Genomic DNA, 16083 nt, shown 5'->3' with positions numbered 1-16083 from the left:
GCCCCGCGGGTTGGTGGCCCCCCCCAGGGCGCTTTCCTCCTCTCTTAACCCCAGCCCTAACACCCCCAGCGCGGGGGGGGGGGCGTCCACCTCGGCCGCCAACCCGGGGCCGCTTTCGTCGTCTAGACGGCGGTGCGCGGGTCTAGGTTGTGGCGTCGATCGTCTGCGTGAGCCAGTTCGCCAGCAGTGCAGCGGCGGTGTCGTGGCCGGTGGATCCGGTCGCGTCGCCGTCCTGATGGGCAGGATCGCCCGTGCCCGTGCCCGTGCCCGTGCCCGTGCTGGTGGTGTAGGTCTGGGCGAGCGAGGGGAACTGTGTGCCGGTGAACGCTGAGGCGGTCGCGGCGAGCAGGTCGGCGGCGATCGGGGCCAATCCCGACAGCGCCAGCACGGCGCCGACAGGGTCACCCGCGATCAGTATCTCGGCCGCGGTCCAGGCGATCTCCTGGGCACGGCCGATAGTGGTGGCGATACGGGTGATGTCGAGACCAGCGAGGATTCCGACGACTTCGGAGGCGATGGCGGCTATGCCGGTGGTGTCCAGCGGTGCGGCCAGTGCCAGAGCCTGAGACACCAGCCGCAGGTCGATACCGTCGGCCATCGCAACCAAGGGTGCGAACTGGTTGTTCAGGTCCCCGGCGACCCGGTGTAGCCCAGGAACATCGCCGCGGCCCAGGAGAGCGGGTAGTTCGGCGAGGTCGGCGACGATAGCCGGCACGTTCGCAGCGAAGGTGGACAGCCCGTTCACTACGGTGACCACCTGCGCGAGAACACGAGAGATAGTCAGCTCTCCCGTCGAGGGCCAAGCCGGGACAGGAGCTGTCGTGGTGGGGGCCTGTCCCCGGCTCGTGCGCGGGGTCGGGGTGGAGGTGAGGGCGCGTACAACTGCATCGAGGGCGGGTGATTCTTGAGAAGTGGTCGAGCAGTAAGGGTCTCGGGCGGGGCAGATGGTGCGGACACGGTCGGTGAGGTCGGCGAAGTCCTGCGGGCGGGGACCCGCGGCGCCGGGGCCGGCGACGGGGGTGCCCAGCTGGGGCGTGCTCGGGTCGCGGTGCGGGTCGGAGACGAGTCCGACCGCCACAACCTGTGAGGCGGGGATCGGGCCGCGGTTGTTGCCGACCGCTGTGGCGAGGTCCCCGACGGTCGCGGCTCCTTCGGCATAGCCGGCCAGGACTACTCGCGTCCCCGAGCACAACGCCGACAGCGCCGCGGCGAGAGCTTGTTCCCCGGTGGCGTCGGCGGTGCGAGGGAGGGTTTGGACGTCGATATCGCTGCCGTAGCGGGTCGTCAACCCATCGGCGACCGGGGAGAGCGCCCCCACCGGCGATGCTGGTTGGGTCGCCGGGTTTGTCTCGAACGTGCCCGGTACCAGCAGCGCGGTCCACCGCGGGCAGCCTGCGGAGGTGGGACCGGGTGCCGGGTCTGCGGTGGCGACACCGGACCCGCAGACCGTGGTGGTGGCGATGGCGGCACACAGTGCGGCGTGGCTGAGGCGGCGGTGAGTGCGGACGGGCCGGTGGTGGGTTCGCCGGGTGCGCATGAAGGATCTCCTTGTCGGGTGGATGGGCCGTGTCGTGGGTCGGTGATGGCCGGCTTGTCGTCGGCCGCAGCGAGTTCGAGGCGAGTGGCACCGGGTAGCGCATTTCTCGCGCCGGGTCAGGGGGTGGCGCGGGAGTCGGCATGGCTGGGTGAGCCAGTAATTGGTGAAGTGGCCGTGTAGAAGTCGTCCTCGGCCCATCGGTAGGGCGAGATTTGTACGGGCTCATCGAAGGTGGGTGCGTGGACCATGTGTCCGCCGCCGAGGTAGATACCGACGTGGTGGACGTCGGCGGCGGTGCCGTAGAAGACCAGGTGGCCGGGGGCGAGTTGGTCTTCGGAGATGGGTGTGCCGGTGTGGACTTGGTCGTAGGTGGTGCGGGGGATCGAGATTCCAGCGGACCGGTAGGCAGCCTGAGTGAGCCCGGAACAGTCCCAACCTCCGTTGACCTCGGGGCCGTTGCCGCCCCACACGTACGGCTGGCCGAGTTGGGCGCAGGCGAAGGAGATCACCTGCGCAGCGGTCGGGTTCGGTGGTGGGGCGGTGTGGCAGTCGCCGCCGGAGGGGTCGGTGGCGCGGTAGCGGGCGGCCTGGTCGAGGACCTGGTTGACGTACCAGTCGGCGTGGTTGTAGGCGAAGATCGCCGCGTGCAGGTCGGCGGGTGCGCCGGAGTCGCATAGGTAGAACGCGGCGGCGTGGATGGCGTCGGAGGGGTTGTAGCGCGAGGGCGGGTTCGCGCCGCCGGCGGGAAGAGGGTGCCGGGCGGTGACCGACTCGAAGGTGGCGGCCAGGAACTGCATCGGCCCGCCGGCGCCGGAGGCGTTCTCGCCCGAGGACACGCCGGGAAGGGGGGAGCGGCCGTGGTCGGTTTCGATCTTGCCGATCGCGGCGAGCACCGACCAGTCCAGCCCGGGACAGTCCTGGGCCGCAGCCTGATACAGCACCAGTATCTGCGCCGGGATGTCCTGCTCGGCTTCTGGGCTTGGGGTCGAGCCGGTGCCGGTCGAGGCTGGTGGGGCAGGGGTGGACAGTGACTGGTCGAACACGACGACCGTGGTGACCACGGCCGCGATCACGACCACGAGGAACACCACCGTCGCGCAGCCCGCGCCGAGTGTCTTGACCAGCATCGGTGCCTCACCAGAGCTCGGAGTACGGGGGTGTCGGTGGCGGTGGGTCGAGGACGACCAGTCCGCCCACCGGTGCCCAGGTCTGTCCGCTGTGGGCATCGACGACGGGTGGGGTGCGTGCAGGCCACACGGTGGTGAGTCCGTGCAGGCGCAGACGGTCGGTGTCGTGGTTCAGCGGTAGCCAGACCTGGTCGGCGGGGCTGGCCTCGGGGCTCGGGGAGAGGAGTTCGGCGGCGGCAGTGGCGACGGGCACGGCCTCGGGATTGGGGAGCCGTTGCCAGGTCCGGCGCAGGGCCTCACGAGCGTTCGCTTCTCGCAATGTGGTCGGTACCCACAGCAGGATCGGGGTGGTGACTCCGGTGGTGCGGGCCAGTTCGCTGTAGCCGTGCAGCTTGGCCGCGACCCGGGTCAAGGTTGTGGAGGCGAGGTCGTATTCGAGGAAGAAGTCGAGCGTTGCCTCGGGGTGGGTGTAGCGGCCGAAGGCGTCGGGTCGTGCGAGGTCGCCCCACAAGCGTTGGCAGCGGGTCTGTGACCACCACGCCTGCAGGCGGGCTTGCTGGCCGCGTTCGTCGCGGGGTGCGTGTGCGGTGAGGGTGGTGAACCAGGTGTTGACGCCGAGGGTGTGGGTCAGTTGCAGGCTGTGGGCGATGGCGAGGGTGCGCTGGTGGTTGTAGCCGAGTTCGCGCAGGCTGATGCCGGCTTCGGCGGCGAGCACGTTGGCGCCGGCCGGGGCCAGTACCCAGTGCATCGGTGCGCTGCCGCGGGTGCGTAAGGGCCGGAATCGTTCCAGGACGCCGTAGCGGTGCAGGCGGTTCAGGCGCCGCAACGCCATGACGGGGTTGGTAAAGGCGAGTGCGGCGAGCTGGTTGGTGGTCAGGACGCGGTGCTCGTGCAGCATCCGCAGGATCCAGCGGTCACGTTCGGTCAGCCGCGCCACGAGCACGGTCGTGTCGACCGGCCCGGTCTGCGCGGCGCGGGGCTCGGGTCGGGGCTTGCGTCGATCTTCTTGCCGATCGGGTCGAGAGATCATCAGTACGGCAACCTTTCTCGGAGAGGCCGGGGCGGGCGGCTAGCGCCGGCGCGGGTCGTGCCGTGCGGGGTTCGGCTGCTGGTCACGGTCGAGACCCGACGCGGGGCTGGGTACAGGTGCCGGTGTGGTGAGGTGGGCGCGGGCTGCGGCGGCGATCTCGCGGGCGCGCCCCGGGGTCGGTGGGTCCAGTGGGCGGGTGGTGAGGGTGAATGGTCGGGCGTTGCGGCCGTCGACCAGCAGCCGTGCGGCGGCGTGGAAGGCGTCGAGGTGGGATAGGTCGTGTTCGGATAACCAGGGCTCGGTGTGGCGGGCCAGGTCCCGGGCGTCGTCGGGGCTGACGGCGAACACGATCTTGTTGCGGGCATTGGCCGAGATCCCGTCGCGCAGCTCCCGCGACAACTGGCTCAGGTTCTGGTGCGCCAGCAGCAGCGACAGGCGTAGCCCGCGGGCTTCGGCGAGCATGTCCTCGATCGGGGTCGACAGGTTGAGGAAGTTCTGTGCCTCGTCGAGGACGAGTGCGGCGTCGGGCCGGTCGGCGGAGGGGATACGGGCGCGGGCGGTGACGGCCTGCCAGGTGCGGGCCACGAGCAGGGACCCGACCAAGCGGCTGGTCTCCTCCCCGAGCGAACCTTTCGGCAGTCTCGCCAGGCAGATCCCGCCCTGGTCGAGAATGTCGCCGAACTCGACCGTCGAGGGCCCACCCGCGATGGCCGCGCGCACGAACGGCCGCAACAGGAAGGCACGCAGCTTGTTCAGCAAGGGGCCGGTGAGCTGGGCGCGGCCGGTGTCGGAGAGCGTCTCGTAGCTGTCCCAGAATCCGCGGAGGACGGGGTCTTTGGTGGTGCGGGTGACGCGGGCTCGGAAGGCGGGTTCGGTGAGCAGGCGGGGCAGGTCGGCGAGGGTGGGGGTGCCTGGTTGGGCGCACAGGGTGAGCAGGCTCGCGCGCATGATGTCGTCGGTGCGTGGCCCCCACCATTGGTGGAAGATCCGGTGGAACACAGTGACGAGGTTGTCGACCGCCAGATCCATTCCCGCCCGCCCGATCCGCCCGATATCGAGGGGGTTCACGCACGGTGGTGGGGCGGCGGAGTCGGCGTCGAAGAGCACCACCCGCTCACCCATGCGCGAAGGCAGTCGCGACAGCACGTCGGTGACGAGGTCGCCCTTGGGGTCGACGACGATCACCCCGCGCCCGGCGTCGGCGTCATCGAGGATGGTGCGTGCGAGCAGCGTGGATTTGCCGACGCCGGTGGGGCCGAGGATGTGGAGGTGGTGGCGGGCGTCGGAGATCTTGACTGCGACTGGGCGGCGCGTGCCGGTGTCGGCGAGGCCCAGTGGTTTCGTGTGCTCCCCGCTGACGGGGATTTCGTGGGCGGGGGACAGGGCTCGGGCTCCGGCACGCTGTAGGCCGGGTAGCCCGGTCTCGGTGGGCAGATGCGCGATCGTCGCCAGCTCGGGTACCGACAACACGTCGCCGCGCCCCAGCCGCCGCTGCCGGATCAACGTCGCCAGCCGGATACGGCGACGCCGCCGGTAGTAGTTGTGATCGGTGCACGCCCCGAACACCGTGGCCAGGGCATCGGCCCGGCCCCGCGCGACCGCGCGCGCCTGCGCTCTCGGGTTGACGTCGTCGGAGACCGGGATCGAGGCGGCGTAACGGACCACGGTTTCCCAGTGCGCGCCACGGGCCTTGGCTGCCGCTGCGCGTGCGGCGGCGCTGTACTCCATCACCGCCTGCCGGTCGCTGCCCCGCCGCTCACCGAGACCCCCGGTCCGGGTCGGGCGCGCGCTGCTCGTGCCGGGCGTGAGCAGATCCAATGCCTCGCGCAGCAGCCCGGCCACGACTCCTGTTGAGGCATTGGTGTTCGCCGCGGTGCGCAGGGCGCGGGCGACGCGGCGGCCGGTGACCGGGCGGGCCAGGATCTGCACGCAGGCGGCTTGACCGGGTGCGAGGTCGTCGGCGGCGGTGATCAGGTTACGCACGAGATCACCAGCGTGGTCGGTGCTCAACGGCAGTCCCTCCCGCCGTCCCAGCCGAAGCTCGCCTCCGGCCACGATCCGCTCCACGCCTGTCGCCGGGGCCGGTAGCGGGGGCCGGGCGGGTTCTCCGGTGTCGGTGTGCGCGCCGGGCCAGGCCGAGGCGACGGCCCGCTCGATGAGCCCTGGTGGGATCGCGCCGGGCACCCAGAGCCGGATCGCGGCCCCCTCTTCCGGGGTAATGCTGTATTCGAATCCGAGATGCGGTTGCCCTAAAAGCAGCCGCGCCCAGGCAGGGCGCAACTGTCCGATCAAATGGGCCCAGAAGGTGAGCGCGCCTTTGGTATCGACCTTGGGGGGAGTGAGCACGGTGATCTGGCGAGCACCCGCGGTCAGCCGGCGCCGGCGCCACCGACCCAGCACTCCCACCGCGGCGAGCGCACCCAGCACGCTCAGTACTGCGACGGTCCCGATCACCGTTCCGAGCGCTTGTTCGACCACCTCGGCCAGATCATGTGCTGCCGCGCCGGGCGCGAGCAGCGCCCGGCCCAGCCACCCCTGCTCCGGGGTCGCGACAGATGCGCTCACGCTGCCACCGACCCTGGTCCGGCGTTACCGCTCGTGCCCAGGACCGGAGTGGTAACGTATGGGAATCGTGTACGTGCCCTGCGGGTTTCGGCCGAGGAGGTAGCGGCGTCCGGCTTACGCAGAACCACGACATCCTCGTGCGCGATCAAGTGCATCGGCAGCCCGGCGGCGCGCTGTTTGACGACGAAGTCGCGCTGGAAGAAACTGCTACGCGCGACGAGTTCCCCCTCGGACAGACGGCCCAGCAGTGCGACGCACCGTTCAACCGGGACCAGCCCCGCCAGCTCGCCGCAGGTGAACAAATGGGTAGGAAGGTTCACCAACTCCGCGTGCTGACGCCACGGCCGCGCAGTAACCACGACATGCCCACCCGGGGCGAGGTACTCGGCGGCACCGGCGAGGATTTTCGTGAATCCGGACAGCAGCCGGCCGATTCCGACGTTGGCGAGGTTGCCCCGGTCGAGGACTGCCCCGTAGCGGTGATTCGACTTGACTACCGGGGCTTTGCCGTTGGCGCGGACGTGGCCGTGCAGGGAGTCGCCGTAGGGCGGGGAGGTGATCACCAGATTCACCCGCCCGCGTAACTCTTGCGGCACCAGTGAGGTGAGTTTGCGGGCGTCGCCGGTGTAGACGGCGGCATCGAGATCGATCCCCGCCTCGTGCGCCAGCCCGATATTGGTGCGTGCCAGCTCGGCCCACCGGGTCTCGTACTCCACACCCACCGCGCGGCGGCCGAGGTGCAGGGCTTCGACGAGGGTGGTGCCGATCCCGCACATGGGATCCAGGACGAGATCTCCGGGCCGGGTGTAGGTCTCGACGGCGTGTTGCACGATCGCGGGAAACATCTTCGCCGGGTGCGCGGTGCTGTCGGGGTGATAGCGGCCTCGCCGCTGCGCGGCGGGCGCGTTCTGGGCGGTGGCCCACACCGATACCGGTCGTGCGGCGGGGCCGGTGGGAGCGGAGTCGGTGTTGGCGGCGGTGGCGGGGTCCGGAGCCATCGAGTTGTCCTTCGCTGAATCGGGTGAACGGTGAGAGGTCGAGGCGGAGGGGTCAGCCGTGCTCGGGCTGGAGGAAAACGAACACATCTGTATGGGCGACGGTGTGGCGCGGAACACCGGGCGCGGCAGGCTCAGCGGGCGCGGTGGTGATGGTGTGGCCGCTTACCGGGGCGGCGATGATGTGCTGGAGGTAGAGCAGATCGGCGGTCTGGGCGGCGGCCACCACCGAACCGGCCGAATCGAGCAGAACCCCGCGTTGACTGTGGCGGCAGCGGCTGAGCACGACCAGCAGCGCACCCATCGCCATCACCTCGGTCGCGACCGCAGTGACATACTCGGCGGCCACCATCGGATCGGGGTGGTCGGCCAGCAGGCTGGCGATGACGAGATCCACCGGTGCACCGGAGTAGGGGGCATCGATGCCGTGACGGTCCAACTCTCGGACCGCTGCGAGGGCCACCGCCGTATCCGGCTCGAGTATCCGGAGGGTGCCTCGGGTGGTGGGGGCGGGCCAGCCGATCAACAGCACCCGCGAACCGGGATCGGAGAACTCACCGACCACATGGGCCAGGACCGGGTCGGGCCAGCGGTCGTCCGGATCGAGGGGCTTCGCACCGAGCGCCCACAAGGTCGAGGGAACCCGGACCGTGCCGGTCGCAGGCGAGGCGGCCGGCCGGCGGCTGCGGGGCTGGGAGGCATTGGCGGTCATCGCGGCTCCTGACGGTGAGAGAGAACTGTGTACTTATCTACTGCCATCAAAAAGCCCTTTTCGGGACACCGACCAAACCAATTAAGAGGATTCTCTGCGCGTCGGATTGTCTGCTACTGCAAACATTCAAAGAGGCTGAGGAAAAACTTTTTTCAACGAATTTTCTGCGGTTCGCCAGAAAGATTGAGTACGGCATCCTGACGGCATCCAAACCACCCCCAAACCACATCAGCGCATACACATGTGCTGGTAATAGCGGTGGATGTAGGTGTTCTCCGGTGGGCGTCTCGGTGGATGCCTCAAGTTTGCTGATCGGCGCCGGATGTGGTTTGGATAGAGTCCGGGTGTTGTTTGGGGGTGGTTTGGATGTGTTTTCGGTGCGGTTTGGATGTGGGTCTTCTGTGTCCTTGTGAGGTCGGAATTGCTTTCCACCGAACAGGAGCTGATCGTGACGAAATCAGAATTGGTCGAATACCCGGGATCGAGCGGGCCGGGACCGTCGCCGCTGGGGGTGGTGCGGTCGAGTTTCGACCGGATTGCCGCGCAGGTGCTGCCTGCCGATCCGCGCCCCGTGCCGGCAGTAGGAGCCACCGGAAGCCCGGTCGAGTCGTGGGCTGGGTTGCGGGAGCGGTTGCGTGATCCGGCGGTGCCGATCGCCGAGGTCGACGCGATCTGGGTGTGGCTGATCGAGCGCTCCCGCACACACGGAGGCGACGCGATGCTGGTGTGCGCGTGCCTGGCCGAGCCGATGCTGGCCAAGACAGCGAGCGTGTTCGCTGCGCCGCACAGCTCCCGTCGCCATGACATCGAGTCCGAGATCCTGGCCGGGTTCTTCGCCTACCTGAGCCGGGTCGAGTTGACGCGGCCATGGGTGCTTCTTCGGTTGCGGTGGGCGGCCTACCGCGCCGCCGCAGCAGCAGACCAGCAGGAGTCGGTCGTGCTGCCCACCGCCGATCTCGGCCCGGTCGGTGAGCAAGCGCGGGTGATGGTCTCACAGCCCGGCCACCCCGAAACCGTCCTCGCCCAGGCCGTCGCAGCTGGGGTGATCAGCGAGGCCGCGGCGGAATTGATCGCAGTCTCGCGGTGGGAACGCCGCTCACTGACATCGCTGGCCACCGAACGCGGACAGTCGGTGTGGGCGCTGCGCAAACGACGCCGCCGCGCCGAACACGCCCTGCTGGCCTGGCTCACCGAACACGCCAACGACGACCCGGGCGCCACCAGCATCGTGGAAACCCGTGCGGTGAGCACACTCGCGCCGCGGCGGCGCGCCGGGTCCCCTCTGCGGCGAGGTCGTCGGCCGGGATCGGAGTCGTCGGCACCCGTGCGCTCGACCACCGGGCACGGGGAGGTGACGGCATGCGCGTGAATCGACTCCCCGCCATCAAGCCATCACCGGCTCGCCCCGCGCGACCCGCACTCGCGCGGCAGTGGCTGACGATCCTTGCGGCGCTGTGCACGGCGGCGGTGCTGCCGGTGCTGGCAGCCGGATCCGCCTCCGCTACACCACCAGAGCCGTCGGTGCTGGCGATCGCATCCTCGCTGGATCAGGTACTCGACAACATCCGCACCTGGCTGATCGGCATCCTCGCCGCACTGGCGACCGTGTGCCTGACCGTGGCCGGCGCCCGCTACCTGATCGGCGGGGGCGATCCCGCCGAGACAGAGAAAGCCAAGACCGCCTTCCGCGCCGCCTGCCTGGGCTACGCGCTAGCGATGCTGGCACCGGTGATCGTCACGGTCCTCAAATCCATTGTCGGGGCCTGACGATGAACGCCCCACCCCAGAAACGCCAAGCGCCGAGGCCGTCACGAACCCTGCGCACCGTGGCGGCTACCGCCGCCGCAGCGTTCCTGGCGGTACTGATCACTCTCACCGGCACAGTCGGTGCCGCCGCGCAGCCCGCGACCCCGACCGTCCCCGTGACTCCCACGCCCAGCACGCCCGCACCGACCACCACCCCACCGCGGACGAGGTGGGTGGAGCCACCCCCCTCCACGACCACCGTCCCGACAAGCCCGGCCTCACCCCTCCCCGGCGAGACCGGGTCGCCGCCCTCTGAGTCGGATGCTGCCGAGTGCGGGGTCACCAACATCTCCGCGTGTGTCGCGGAAGCGATCGACGGGTTCTTCCAGCGGCTGGTCGAATCGGCGCTCAACCCGCTGCTGGATCTGCTCTCCCACACCTTGCTGACAACTCCGGAACCGGGGGATCTGCCGCGGGCCGGTGAATTATGGGACTCGTCGTGGCAGGCGATGCTCGCGATCTACGGGCCGCTGGTGATGGCGGCCGGGATCTTGCTGATGGTCCGCGAAACCCTGCAAACCCGGTACTCGATACAGGATCTCGCTCCGCGGATCGTGGTCGGGTTCCTCGCCGGGGCAACGAGTCTGCTCATCGCCTCGCAGGCGATCAGATTCGCCAACGCGCTGGCCACCAGCCTCGCCGGCGACGGCCTCGACCCCGATTCCGCCGGCGCCGCCCTGCGCGAACTCGCCACCATAACCGCAGCCCGGGGAATCGTGAGCCCGGCCGCGGGGCCCGGGATCTTCATGCTGCTCCTCGAACTCGCGCTCGTGGTCCTGCTGGTGCTCCTGCTCATCACCTACGTGGTGCGCGTGGCGATCACCATCATCCTCGTCGTCGCCGCCCCGCTGGCATTGATGTGCCACGTCCTACCCGGATTGGATGCGGTAGCGCGGTGGTGGTGGCGCTCGTTCGCCGCGTGCCTGGCCATCCAGGTGGTGCAGTCCCTGGTACTGATCACCTCGCTGCGGGTATTCCTCACCCCCGGTGGCTGGGAGTTCTTCGGCCCCAACGCCGACGGGCTGGTCAGCTTGATCATCGGACTCGCTTTGATCGCCGTGCTGATCAAGGTCCCGTTCTGGCTCCTGTCGAGCATGCGCATCGGCCCCAGCGGCGGACGCAGCATGATCGGCTCGCTCGCCCGCGGCTTCATCGCCTACAAAACCTACGGGCTGCTCAAAGGCGGCTCGTCCGGCGGCGCACGCGCCGCCGCGGCCACTCCAGCCCGGTTGTCCCAGCCCCGGTTGTCCCAGCAGGGGCGGCCCGCTGCTCCGTCGGCGCCACCGGACCCGAATGCGCGGGTGCGCGCCACCCGCGACGGCCAACTGATGCTTCCCCTCGAAGGCGTGCGTCGAGTTCGACGGCAACCGAGCCCGGCCCCCGCCGCCTCCACCACGACAGCCCCGCCCCGCACGGCACGCTCGCCGCGTGGGCGGCAACTCGCGTTCGACTTCACCGAGCCCGACCCGTATCGGGGAATCCGTCCCGGGCGTGGCGGCCAGTACCCGCTGCCGATCCCGGTACGCCGAGTACGGTCCTCACCACCAGCACCGCCGCAGCCTCCAGCGGCGCGCGCGGCTCCTCGGCGTCGACCCGAACAGCTCGCCTTCGATTTCGCCGAACCGCCACCAGCCGACCCCTACGCCCGCATCCGGCCCACCCGCAGCGGCCAGTATCCACTGCCGTTCCCGGTGACTCGCGTCAAACCTGCACCGCCACCACAGAACCCGCCGCAACCACCTGTACCAGCGCGTCCGGCCGGGCGCCAGTTGCATTTGCCGATGCCCGACCTGCCCGTGCGCCGGCGCGCCCCGCGCGCTCCCCGAGGAGGACAACGATGAGCACGATCGTTCGCATACCCGCTGACGTGGAACGCGGTGACCGGATACTCGGCCCGTTCACGATCCGCCAGATCGCTGTTCTCGCCACCACTGCGCTGTTTCTGTATATGGCGTGGATCGCCACGCGAGCCGTCCTCGCACCAGCGGTGTTCCTGGTCGCCGCTACTCCGATCGCGGTCGTGGTCACCGTCGTCATCTCGACCCGCCGCGATGGGCTGTCGGCCGACCTGTTGATGGTCGCCGCGATCCGGCACCGCCTCCGATCCCGCCATCTCGTGACCGGCAGCGAGGACGCCGCGCTGCCGGCACCTGGATGGATCACCGACCGTGCCACGCGAACCCGGCCCCGGCCGCCGCGCCCGGTAGCGCTGTCGGTCCAGGAGCAGCGGCTGCCGGAGTCGGTCACCCCCAGCAGTAGCGGTGTCGGGGTGATCGATCTCGGGACCGACGGGCTCGCGGTCATTGCGGTCGCTGGCACCTTGAACCTGTCGTTGCGGACCCCGGCCGAGCAGGACAGCCTCGTCGGGCAGCTCGCGGGCTGGCTGCACACCCTGCGCCAACCCGTCCAGATACTCATCCGCTCGGCCCGCCTGGACCTCACCGCCCACCTCACGAACCTGCACGCCGCCACCCACGACATGTCGCCGGAGCTGGCCGCCGCCGCAGCCGACCACGCCGCGCACCTGAACGACCTCGCCGCAGGGGAGTACCTGGCCCGCCGCCAAGTACTGCTCGTCTGGCGCGAACCCCTCGACCACCCCGCCACTGCGCCTGCCCCGAGGCTGCTCGGGCGAGGCCGCGCCCGCCGCATTGTGTCGGCCGCCGCGCGTCGTGGCGCGGAGTCGCGGCTATTGCGTCGGCTCAACGAGGCCGCCGATGTCCTGTCCCCGCTGGGCGTGACCGTCACCGCCCTCGATGACCTCCAGGCCAGCGCGGTCCTGAGCAGCTGCTGCAATCCCGAGGGCCTCGTCTCCGCCGCCGCCGACGTCTCGCCCGCGACCGCCCTCGTCACCGCCGCCGGATCGCATGCGGCCGAGGCCGGGGCGGCGGACCCGTCCGCACGGCCGGTCGGCGCCGAGTTCGCGCCCGAGTCGTTGACGATCGGCACCCGGCACCTGGAGATCGGCGGTGACTGGGCCGCCACCGTCGCGGTCAACGGATATCCCAGGGAAGTCGCGGCCGGCTGGCTCGCGCCGCTGCTGACCCATCCCGGGCGCGTCGAGGTCGCCGTGCACATCGACCCCGTCGACCCGGTCACCGCCGCCGGCCGGTTGCGTCGCCAGCTCGCGCGCCTGGAGTCCTCCCGCATGCATGACGCGGGCCGGGGCCGCCTGTCGGATCCGCAGGTCGACGTCGCGGTCGAAGACGCCACCGAGCTGTCGGCACGCGTGGCACGCGCCGAAGCACGGTTGTTCCGGGTAGGGATCTACCTCACCGTCCACGCCGACACCGAAGCCGAGCTCGCCGACGAACTCGCCGCGGTCCGCGCGCTGGCCGCCAGCCTTCTCGTGGACACCTGCACCCTCGCCTACCGCGCCGCCCAAGCCTGGGCCACCACCTTGCCCCTGGGCCTGGACCTGATCGGAGTGCTGCGCACCTTCGACACCACCGCCCTCGCCGCAGCGTTCCCCTTCGACTCCCCGCAACTCCCCGCCACCGACCCAGCACAAGCCGAACGCCCCCAGGGCGTGTTCTACGGCCGCGACGCCGCCGCAGGGTTGCTGTTCGTGGACCGCTTCGCCCCCGAGGCCCACAACCACAACCTAGTCGTCCTCGGCCACAGCGGCGCAGGCAAGTCCTACCTCGTCAAGACCGAGATCCTGCGCTCGCTCTACCGGGGAATCGAACAAATCGTCATCGACCCCGAAGACGAATACCGCCGCCTCGCCCACGCAGTCGGCGGCACCCACCTGCCACTCGGCGCCGAAGGGCAGCGACTCAACCCCTTCGACCTGGAAATCCACACCCGCCCCGACGGCAGCCACACCGCCCCCGCCGACGCTCTCACCCGCCGCAAACTGTTCCTGCACACCCTCATCACGGTCCTGCTCGGCAACCAGAACCCCGCCCAGCGAGCCGCCCTCGACAATGCCCTAACCGCCACCTACACCGACGCCGGAATCACCGACGACCCCACCACCTGGACCCACCCCGCCCCGACCCTGAGCGACCTTCGCAAGCACCTGGCTCAGCTTGCGACACCCGCGGCCGGCGAGATCGCCGACGGACTCGCGCCCTACGTCGGCACCGGCGCCTATGCCGGGCTGCTCGACGGGCCCACCACCACCGACCCCGAAGGCGGGCTGGTGGTGTTCTCACTGCGGGAGCTACCCGAAGAACTCAAAACCATAGGCACCCTGCTGGTCCTGGACGCGACCTGGCGACAAGTCTCCAACCCGGCCGACCGGCGACCCCGCATGATCACCGTAGACGAAGCATGGCTGCTCATGCGCCAGCCCGCCGGAGCCCAGTTCCTGTTCAAGGCGGCGAAGAGCTTCCGCAAACACTGGGCGGGATTGACGGTAGCCACCCAGGACAGCGCCGATGTCCTGTCCACCGAACTCGGCCGCGCGATCGTCTCCAACGCCGCCACCCAAATCCTGCTCCGCCAAGCCCCCCAAGCAATCGACGAAGTCGCCGCAGCGTTCCGGCTCTCCGACGGCGAACAACAATTCCTGCTCTCCGCCGCACGCGGCAGCGGACTGCTCGCCGTCGGCGGCACCGACCGCGCGGTGTTCGCATCACTGGCCTCACCCACCGAAAATGCCCTGATCACCACAGATCCCAGCGAACTCGCAACCATCGAAAACGACGGTGACATCGCTCTCGATTCCAGTGCGCTGCCTTCACGCCCACGCATTGGAGGTGAATCATGACGTATGCGTCGCGAGAGACGGCCGCCGCGCTTCCTCTGCCTCAATTCAACGATGAGCGCGATCCGGGTGCTGACGCCCCTCACGTTGCAGTATCGACACTTGACTATTCTGGCAAGGTCGCAGATCGGTCAGCGCTCCGACATCTCGGCTGGTGTTGCGGGCAAGACATCGCTCTGGTCATTGCCGAGGGGGTCGTCAGAATAACCGAAAAAAGGGGCGGTGGGCATACTATTACAGCGCACGGCTACCTACGGCTTCCTGCGGAAATCCGAACCTGTGCGCGGATCAACCGCCACGACCGCATCCTCCTGATCGCGATCCGCGAGTCCCGAGCCCTTCTGATCTACCCGCCATTGCAGGCGGCTGCAGCCTTAAGGTCTTTCACTCCATCTGTCTGGCAGCAGCGATGACGGCTGGCGAGATCGAAGCGGCACGGCTACTGCTCGATAGACTCGGGCTTCGCGCAGAAGACCTCCTCGGCGACACCGGAGCTCGGGATCGTCCTACTTCAACATTCGCGGACTACATCCAACGTCTTCAATCGGCCTGTCCTCCGGGGACATTACGCACCTATGCGCCCTATTGGCGTCGCATCGCAAAAGCTTGGGGAGATCGGCCGATTACTGAGCCTTCGCCTCTCGAGATCAGAGAAATGATCGAACATTGCAAACGTGATGCAATCGTCCGGCGGAACTCCCGAGGAGGTCGCTCGGCCGCAGAGCATATGGTCGGCGCGCTCCGTGCGCTCTTCCGGCAAGCGGAGGCCGATGGCTACTTCACCGCAACTGATAACCCTGCCAACCGGATCGCCAAGCCCCGCCGACTGCCGAGTAGTCGCCATGCGCTTTCCGATAGTCTTCTGGCCGACATCACCCGAGTCATCACTACCACGGGTAACGATCCCGACCTTGACACCCTGATTCTTCGATTGCACATCGAAACCGCATGCCGTCGAGGCGGTGCGCTTGCGCTGCGGCCGTGCGACCTCGACACTACGCAATGCCTCATCAGGCTCCGAGAAAAAGGAGACACGGTTCGCTGGCAACCCGTCACTCCATCATTGATGCAAGCGCTGATTCGCCATTGTGAGCGCGGGTTCGCGTCTGACGAGCAACTTCTGCGGTACCGAAATCGAAAGCCCATTACAGGGCGCCGCTACGACTACATCTGGACGAGAGTCGCAAAGCACTTACCTTCGGCAGCAACCCAGCAAATCACCGCTCATTGGCTTCGTCACACCACTCTCACCTGGGTCGAACGCCATCGCGGATACGCGGTCGCACGAGCTTTCGCCGGTCATAACGACGGTGGTGCAGGCAACGCTGGCGTGACACTGACCTATGTCCGTGCATCGCTATACGAGGTAGCTGAGGCGCTCACCGCAATGACCGGTGAACCGCACCCGCTGGTAAACGAAAGTGATTCGGGAACGGGTCGCCCTCTGGCTGCGTGAGTAGCGGGGGCTGAGCCGAGCTCGGGACCGCAACGTGCTGTCACCCCTGCGACGTCGGCACCAGGGACTGGAGGATGTAATCGGCTGGTGCGGCTGCGCCGTGGCCTGGGCCGTTATCAACTCCCGCGGCATGCGACTGAT

General features: G+C 68.9%; 11 protein-coding genes. 5 read left to right on the top strand and 6 right to left on the bottom strand.

Annotation, left to right across the window (positions count from 1 at the left end):
- Window positions 1-142: 142 nt before the first annotated feature.
- The 6 genes from QH276_RS11610 to QH276_RS11585 form a co-directional block, all read right to left on the bottom strand.
- Complete coding sequence (locus QH276_RS11610) at window positions 143-1537, bottom strand: cutinase family protein (protein ID WP_280406726.1); 1395 nt, start codon at window positions 1535-1537, stop codon at window positions 143-145.
- Window positions 1538-1653: 116 nt separating this feature from the next.
- Entirely contained in the window at window positions 1654-2664 is a 1011-nt protein-coding gene (locus QH276_RS11605; protein ID WP_163848030.1) for an NlpC/P60 family protein, read from the bottom strand.
- A gap of 7 nt (window positions 2665-2671) precedes the next feature.
- Window positions 2672-3694 (bottom strand): replication-relaxation family protein, encoded by a 1023-nt coding sequence (locus tag QH276_RS11600; RefSeq protein ID WP_163848028.1) that lies wholly within the window; start codon window positions 3692-3694, stop codon window positions 2672-2674.
- Window positions 3695-3733: 39 nt separating this feature from the next.
- Window positions 3734-6259 (bottom strand): type IV secretory system conjugative DNA transfer family protein, encoded by a 2526-nt coding sequence (locus tag QH276_RS11595; protein ID WP_163848026.1) that lies wholly within the window; start codon window positions 6257-6259, stop codon window positions 3734-3736.
- Window positions 6256-7257, bottom strand: coding sequence for a TRM11 family SAM-dependent methyltransferase (locus tag QH276_RS11590; RefSeq protein ID WP_163848024.1), 1002 nt, complete (start codon window positions 7255-7257; stop codon window positions 6256-6258). Before QH276_RS11590 ends, QH276_RS11595 begins: the two co-directional genes overlap by 4 nt.
- A 52-nt stretch (window positions 7258-7309) precedes the next feature.
- The gene (locus QH276_RS11585) at window positions 7310-7966 is read right to left on the bottom strand and encodes a hypothetical protein (RefSeq protein ID WP_163848022.1); all 657 of its coding nucleotides are present in this window, start codon (window positions 7964-7966) and stop codon (window positions 7310-7312) included.
- A gap of 448 nt (window positions 7967-8414) precedes the next feature.
- Between QH276_RS11585 and QH276_RS11580 the strand changes: the two genes are divergently transcribed.
- From QH276_RS11580 to QH276_RS11560, 5 genes are all read left to right on the top strand, one after another.
- Entirely contained in the window at window positions 8415-9335 is a 921-nt protein-coding gene (locus QH276_RS11580) for a hypothetical protein (protein ID WP_163848021.1), read from the top strand.
- Complete coding sequence (locus tag QH276_RS11575; RefSeq protein WP_256666929.1) at window positions 9326-9733, top strand: pilin; 408 nt, start codon at window positions 9326-9328, stop codon at window positions 9731-9733. Before QH276_RS11580 ends, QH276_RS11575 begins: the two co-directional genes overlap by 10 nt.
- Before the next feature lie 59 nt (window positions 9734-9792).
- Entirely contained in the window at window positions 9793-11613 is a 1821-nt protein-coding gene (locus QH276_RS11570; RefSeq protein ID WP_280198159.1) for a hypothetical protein, read from the top strand.
- Window positions 11610-14489, top strand: coding sequence for a PrgI family protein (locus QH276_RS11565; RefSeq protein ID WP_280198160.1), 2880 nt, complete (start codon window positions 11610-11612; stop codon window positions 14487-14489). The genes QH276_RS11570 and QH276_RS11565 overlap by 4 nt, the downstream gene beginning before the upstream one ends.
- A 406-nt stretch (window positions 14490-14895) precedes the next feature.
- Window positions 14896-15942 (top strand): tyrosine-type recombinase/integrase, encoded by a 1047-nt coding sequence (locus tag QH276_RS11560; RefSeq protein WP_163848005.1) that lies wholly within the window; start codon window positions 14896-14898, stop codon window positions 15940-15942.
- Window positions 15943-16083 lie beyond the last annotated feature (141 nt).

It is taken from the genome of Nocardia carnea, from assembly GCF_029869215.1.
Taxonomy (GTDB): Bacteria; Actinomycetota; Actinomycetes; order Mycobacteriales; family Mycobacteriaceae; genus Nocardia; species Nocardia carnea_B.
This window is presented reverse-complemented; position numbering and strand designations above follow the sequence as displayed.

What these genes read in the sequence shown, in the direction of transcription:
- QH276_RS11610 (WP_280406726.1), bottom strand. Translation starts at nt 1,537, where the DNA reads ATGCGCACCCGGCGAACCCACCACCGGCCCGTCCGCACTCACCGCCGC.
- QH276_RS11605 (WP_163848030.1), bottom strand. Translation starts at nt 2,664, where the DNA reads ATGCTGGTCAAGACACTCGGCGCGGGCTGCGCGACGGTGGTGTTCCTC.
- QH276_RS11600 (WP_163848028.1), bottom strand. Translation starts at nt 3,694, where the DNA reads ATGATCTCTCGACCCGATCGGCAAGAAGATCGACGCAAGCCCCGACCC.
- QH276_RS11590 (WP_163848024.1), bottom strand. Translation starts at nt 7,257, where the DNA reads ATGGCTCCGGACCCCGCCACCGCCGCCAACACCGACTCCGCTCCCACC.
- QH276_RS11585 (WP_163848022.1), bottom strand. Translation starts at nt 7,966, where the DNA reads ATGACCGCCAATGCCTCCCAGCCCCGCAGCCGCCGGCCGGCCGCCTCG.
- QH276_RS11575 (WP_256666929.1), top strand. Translation starts at nt 9,326, where the DNA reads ATGCGCGTGAATCGACTCCCCGCCATCAAGCCATCACCGGCTCGCCCC.
- QH276_RS11565 (WP_280198160.1), top strand. Translation starts at nt 11,610, where the DNA reads ATGAGCACGATCGTTCGCATACCCGCTGACGTGGAACGCGGTGACCGG.
- QH276_RS11560 (WP_163848005.1), top strand. Translation starts at nt 14,896, where the DNA reads ATGACGGCTGGCGAGATCGAAGCGGCACGGCTACTGCTCGATAGACTC.